Source organism: Pelomonas sp. KK5, from assembly GCF_001984095.1.
Lineage (GTDB): Bacteria > Pseudomonadota > Gammaproteobacteria > Burkholderiales > Burkholderiaceae_C > KK5.
In genome coordinates this window covers 1-5,097 of sequence record NZ_LYVQ01000331.1, presented here as the reverse complement: position 1 = coordinate 5,097, position 5,097 = coordinate 1, and the positions used below count along the sequence as shown (strand labels likewise).

5 protein-coding genes are annotated in these 5,097 nt (G+C 69.4%); 4 read left to right on the top strand and 1 reads right to left on the bottom strand.

Annotated features, from left to right (window positions below):
- Positions 1–986, top strand: a 986-nt coding sequence (locus tag B0W88_RS29565) for a thiamine pyrophosphate-dependent enzyme (protein ID WP_233151891.1), incomplete at its 5' end; no start/stop codon positions are given.
- On the opposite strand, the gene B0W88_RS29560 is transcribed toward B0W88_RS29565, so the two are convergent.
- Positions 980–2,296, bottom strand: coding sequence for an MFS family transporter (locus B0W88_RS29560; protein ID WP_077038109.1), 1,317 nt, complete (start codon positions 2,294–2,296; stop codon positions 980–982). The genes B0W88_RS29565 and B0W88_RS29560 overlap by 7 nt on opposite strands.
- Before the next feature lie 79 nt (positions 2,297–2,375).
- On the opposite strand from B0W88_RS29560, the gene B0W88_RS29555 reads away from it, so the two are divergent.
- The 3 genes from B0W88_RS29555 to B0W88_RS29545 form a co-directional block, all read left to right on the top strand.
- On the top strand, positions 2,376–2,606 hold the full coding sequence (locus B0W88_RS29555) for an RNA-binding S4 domain-containing protein (protein ID WP_077038108.1): 231 nt from the start codon (positions 2,376–2,378) through the stop codon (positions 2,604–2,606).
- A gap of 4 nt (positions 2,607–2,610) precedes the next feature.
- On the top strand, positions 2,611–3,105 hold the full coding sequence (gene rraA, locus B0W88_RS29550; protein ID WP_077038107.1) for a ribonuclease E activity regulator RraA: 495 nt from the start codon (positions 2,611–2,613) through the stop codon (positions 3,103–3,105).
- Positions 3,106–3,364: 259 nt separating this feature from the next.
- Positions 3,365–5,097: polysaccharide lyase family 1 protein (locus tag B0W88_RS29545; protein ID WP_233151890.1), on the top strand; the 1,733-nt coding region annotated here is incomplete at its 3' end.

The following is a 5,097-nucleotide window of genomic DNA, read 5'->3' as shown; positions in this document are numbered from 1 at the left end:
CCTTCCGCCGCCAGGACCTGTTCGACAACGGCCACCCGCTCTACGCCGGCGACGTCGGCATCGGCATCAATCCGAAGCTGGCGCAGCGGCTCAAGGACGCGGACCTGATCCTCGCGCTGGGACCGCGCCTGGGCGAGATGACCACCGGCGGCTACACGCTGCTGGCACCGCCGCGGCCGGCCCAGCAGCTGATCCACATCCACGCCGGCGCCGAGGAACTGGGCCGCGTCTATGCGGCGGACCTGCTGGTGCAGGCGGGCATGGCCTGCGCGGCGCCGGCGCTCGCCGCGCTAACGCCGAAGATCAACGGATGGCAGGACTGGACCGCCCAGGCCCGCGCCGACTACGAAGCCAATCTGGTGGCGCCTCCGGTCGAGCCGCTGGACATGGCGGTGATCATCCGCACGCTGGGCCGCCTGCTGCCCGAAGGCACGATCTACACGAACGGCGCCGGCAACTACAGCGGCTGGCTGCATCGCTACCACCGCTACACCGCGCTGCACCAGCATGGCCGCACGCAGCTGGCGCCGACCTCCGGCGCGATGGGCTATGGCGTGCCGGCGGCGGTGGCGGCGGCGCTGCTGCAGCAGGACCGCTGGGTCGTCAACATCGCCGGCGACGGCGACTTCCTGATGACCGGCCAGGAGCTCGCCACCGCCACCGGCTACGGCGCGAAGCAGCTGATCTCCATCGTCGTGGACAACGGCACCTACGGCACGATCCGCATGCACCAGGAGCGCGAGTACCCGGGCCGGGTCTCGGGCAGCGACCTGTTCAATCCGGACTTCGTGATGCTGGCCCGGGCCCACCGATGGCATGCGGCGCTGGTCCAGCGCACCGATGAGTTCGAGCCGGCGCTGCGCGAGGCGATGGCGGCGGGCAAACCGGCGCTGCTGCACCTGAAGCTGGACGCCGACGTGTCGACCAGCCGAACGACGCTGGCCGCGATCCGCGCGGCGGCGCAGGCGCGCAAGACGGCTCAGTGATCGGTGTGCAGGTAGCTGGCGTGCCGCGGCAGCCGCAGGCTGACCAGGAAGGCGATCGCCATCATCCCGGTCACGTACCAGTAGAAGTAGCTCTCATGTCCGCCCTGCTTGAAGGCCAGGGCCACGTACTCCGCTGAGCCGCCGAAGGCCGCGTTGGCGATCGCATAGGCCAGGCCGACGCCCAGGGCGCGCACCTCGGCCGGGAACATCTCGGCCTTCACGATGCCGCTGATGGACGTGTAGAAGCTGACGATGGCCAGCGCGATCACGATCAGCACGCCGGCCTCGAACGGCGAGCTCACGGTCTCCAGCGCATACATGATCGGCACCACGCCCAGCGTGCCCAGGGCGCCGAACAGCAGCATGTTGTTGCGCCGGCCGATGCGGTCCGACAGCATGCCGAACAGCGGCTGCATCGCCATGTAGAGGAACAGGCAGACGGTCATCACGTTGCTGGCCGTCTTGATCGACATGTGGGCCGAGTTGACCAGGTACTTCTGCATGTAGGTGGTGAAGGTGTAGAAGATCAGCGAGCCGCCGGCCGTGTAGCCGAGCACGGTCAGGAAGGCCGGCCAGTGGTCGCGCAGCAGGCCCCTGACGCTGCCGGCCGACTCGTGCGAGCGCGAGGCCTGGCTGGAGGTCTCGTGCAGCGTGCGCCGCAGCAGCATCGCCACCACCGCGGTGATCGCGCCGACGACGAAGGGAATGCGCCAGCCCCAGGCCTTCAGCTCGGCCTCGTCGAACAGCTGCTGCAGCACGACGACGACCAGCACCGCCAGCAGCTGCCCGCCGATCAGCGTCACGTACTGGAAGGAGGAGAAGAAGCCGCGCTCGCCGCGCAGCGCCACCTCGCTCATGTAGGTGGCGGTGGTGCCGTACTCGCCGCCGACCGACAGGCCCTGCACCAGCCGCGCCAGCAGCAGCAGCGCGGGCGCGGCGGCGCCGATCTGCGCGTAGGTGGGCAGCGCGGCGATCAGCAGCGAGCCGCCGCACATCATCAGCACCGAGATCACCATCGAGGTCTTGCGGCCCTGCTTGTCGGCGATGCGGCCGAACAGCCAGCCGCCGATCGGCCGCATCAGGAAGCCGGCGGCGAACACGCCGGCCGTGTTCAGCAACTGCGCGGTCGGGTCGGACTTCGGAAAGAAGGCCGGCGCGAAGTAGATCGCGCAGAAGGCGTAGATGTAGAAGTCGAACCACTCGACGAGGTTGCCCGAGGAGGCGGCGACGATGGCGAAGATGCGCTTGCGCCGCTCCTCCATCGTGTAGTGCGGGTGGGAGTGCGGGGGGAGGGGCAGGGCGGTGCTCATGTGCCGGTATTAGCAGGCGGTGTGCCCGCTGCCAACGGGCCGGATCGCAATGCTGCTTTCCCCGGCGAGAATCAAAGCCATGCAACATATCGACTTCGAACTCCGCGGCGAGTTCATCACCCTCGACAGCCTGCTCAAGGCCACCGGCCTGGCCGAAAGCGGCGGCCGTGCCCGCATGATGATCACCGAGGGACAGGTCCAGGTGGACGGCCAGGACGAATCCCGCAAGACCGCCAAGATCCGCGCCGGCCAGGTCGTCGGCCTGCATGGCGTGCGCATCAAGGTGCTGGCGGACCCGAGCGGAGCCTGAGCCCATGGACTCCTTCTCCACCTGCGATCTCTGCGACGTCCACAAGGCCGACGGCTCGGGCGCCTTCCGCGTGCTGCCCGCCGGGTTTCGGAGTTATGGCGGTATCGAGCGCTTCGCCGGGCCGGTGGCCACGGTCAAGTGCTATGAAGACAACAGCCGCGTCAAGGAGGCGGTGGAGTCGCCGGGGCAGGGGCGTGTGCTGGTGGTCGACGGCGCGGGCTCGCTGCGCCGGGCGCTGCTGGGCGGCAATCTCGCCGTGGCGGCGGCCAGGAACGGCTGGGCCGGCCTCGTGATCCATGGTTGCGTGCGCGACCTGGCCGAGCTGCGCGCGGCGCCGGTGGGCATCCTGGCGCTGGGCCACGTGCCGCTGCCCACCGACCGCAAGGGCCAGGGCCAGTCCGATGTCGCCGTGCACGTCGCCGGCGTGGACATCCGGCCCGGCGACTGGCTGTATGCCGACGAAGACGGCGTCGTCATCTCCGACCGCCCGCTCGTGTGAACGCCGACCCCTCAGGGTTTGCGAGCGTTGGCATGCATTCATTGGAATGAAACACTGTTTCTGAGATTTAAATCTCAGATACCTTAAAGCGGAACAACTCGTTCCCAGTGAGACGCCCGGCGCCCTTCGCGCGCCGCCTGCGCCGCTTGCCTTGTCGGCCTGCCGCCGATTCCCCAGCGTAACGCCCACATGCCCGTCGCTCCCGCAGCGACCGGGCCGGCGGAGCGGTGCGCGGTTCACAACGACAGGAGACATGATGATGAGATTCAGCGTGCACCGGCGGCGCAGCCTGCTGGCGTCTTCCATTTCGCTCGGCCTGCTGAGCGCCTGCGGCGGCGGCAGCAGCAGCTCGGATGCGGGTCCCGGCGCCGGCATCGCCTCGGCGGGCAGTGCCGGCAAGACCACCATCGCCGCCGCCCGCGATCCGCGGCCGATCACGCCGGCTCCGGCGCCGGTGGTCGATGCGATGAGCCTCACCGACACGACGGCACCGCTGCTGTTCGACATCGGCAACCGCAGCTACTCGGCGCCGGTGTTGGTGAACGGCCTGCATGCACCATCGAACTTCCGCGTGGCGCCGCGCCTGCCCGGCTGGCAGTTCGCCAGCAGCGACCCGACCCACGGCGTGCTCAGCTTCGAGCGCGAGATCGCGCCCGACGCCGGCTGGCATTCATGGTCGCGCCAGGGGCAGGTGCGCGTCACCGGCGGCTCCAGCGCCGCGGCCAACCGGGTCTACACGGTCTTCAACAAGGAGCAGTTGCTGGCGGCGATCCGCGAGGCGAAGAACGAGCCCAAGATCATCCGCATCGTCGGCCACATCGACTTCCGCTGGCGCGACGGCAACACGGTGTTCGAGGAGTACACCAGCTACCTGGACCAGAAGAACGGCGGGTCCTTCATGATCCCGTCCAACACCACGCTGGTGGGCATCAACGATGCCAACGGCCGCCCGGCCCGCATCACCGGCACCACGCTGCTGATCGGCATCGAGGCGGCGCAGAGCGTGGGCGGCGACCCGGAGGCGGACTTCAAGAAGTGGGTGGCGGCCGGCAAGGATCCGGAGGCCTATCCGACCTGGTCGCGCAACATCATCGTGCGCAACCTGCAGATCGACACGCCCTGGGACGTGAACCCCGAGGACAGCGACAACGCCTATGCGGACGGCATGACCATCACCCGCGGCGAGTACATCTGGATCGACCACGTGTCCATCAGCGACGGCGACACGCCCGACTCGCTGGCCAGCGACACCCGCCACGACGGCGCGCTGGACATCGTGCGCGGCTCCGACTACGTGACCGTCTCCAACAGCTACTTCACCAAGCACCACAAGCAGACCCTGGTGGGCAACGGCGACTCGGGCCGCGCCTGGAGCGACGCCGGCCGCCTGCACGTGACGCTGGCCGGCAACTGGTGGGACAGCATCGGCAGCCGCCTGCCGCTGGTGCGCTTCGGCCAGCTGCACCACTACAACAACTACATCACCGGCAGCACGACGACGGGCGACCCGGACCTGAAGTACATGTCCGGCCTCGATGCCCGCTACCAGAGCGACGTGCTGGTGGAGAGCAACTTCTACGAGTTCACCGGCCTCAAGCCCAAGGAGGTCTGCGGCAAGCTGGCCGGCGGCAAGGACGCGATCAGCATGCGCAGCAGCGGCCATCGCTTCATCAGCGACAAGGACGACGCCGGCAAGCCGATGACCGGCGTGATCGATGTGGAGCTGCAGGGCTGCGAGGGTGTGCCCGTGGCGAGCAACTGGGTGCCGCCCTATGCCTACACCCTGCGCAGCGCCGATGCGGTGCGGGCCGCGGCGCAGGCGGGCGCCGGGGCAGGGCGGGTCGGACTGTTCGCGGTCAGCGGGCCGGTGCCGGCGCCGCTGCCCAGCGCGCCTTCGCCATCACCTTCTCCGTCGCCGTCGCCATCCCCGAGCCCATCGCCCAGCCCCGCGCCCGCGCCGGTCCCCGTGCCGCCGCCCGCGCCGGCGCCCGA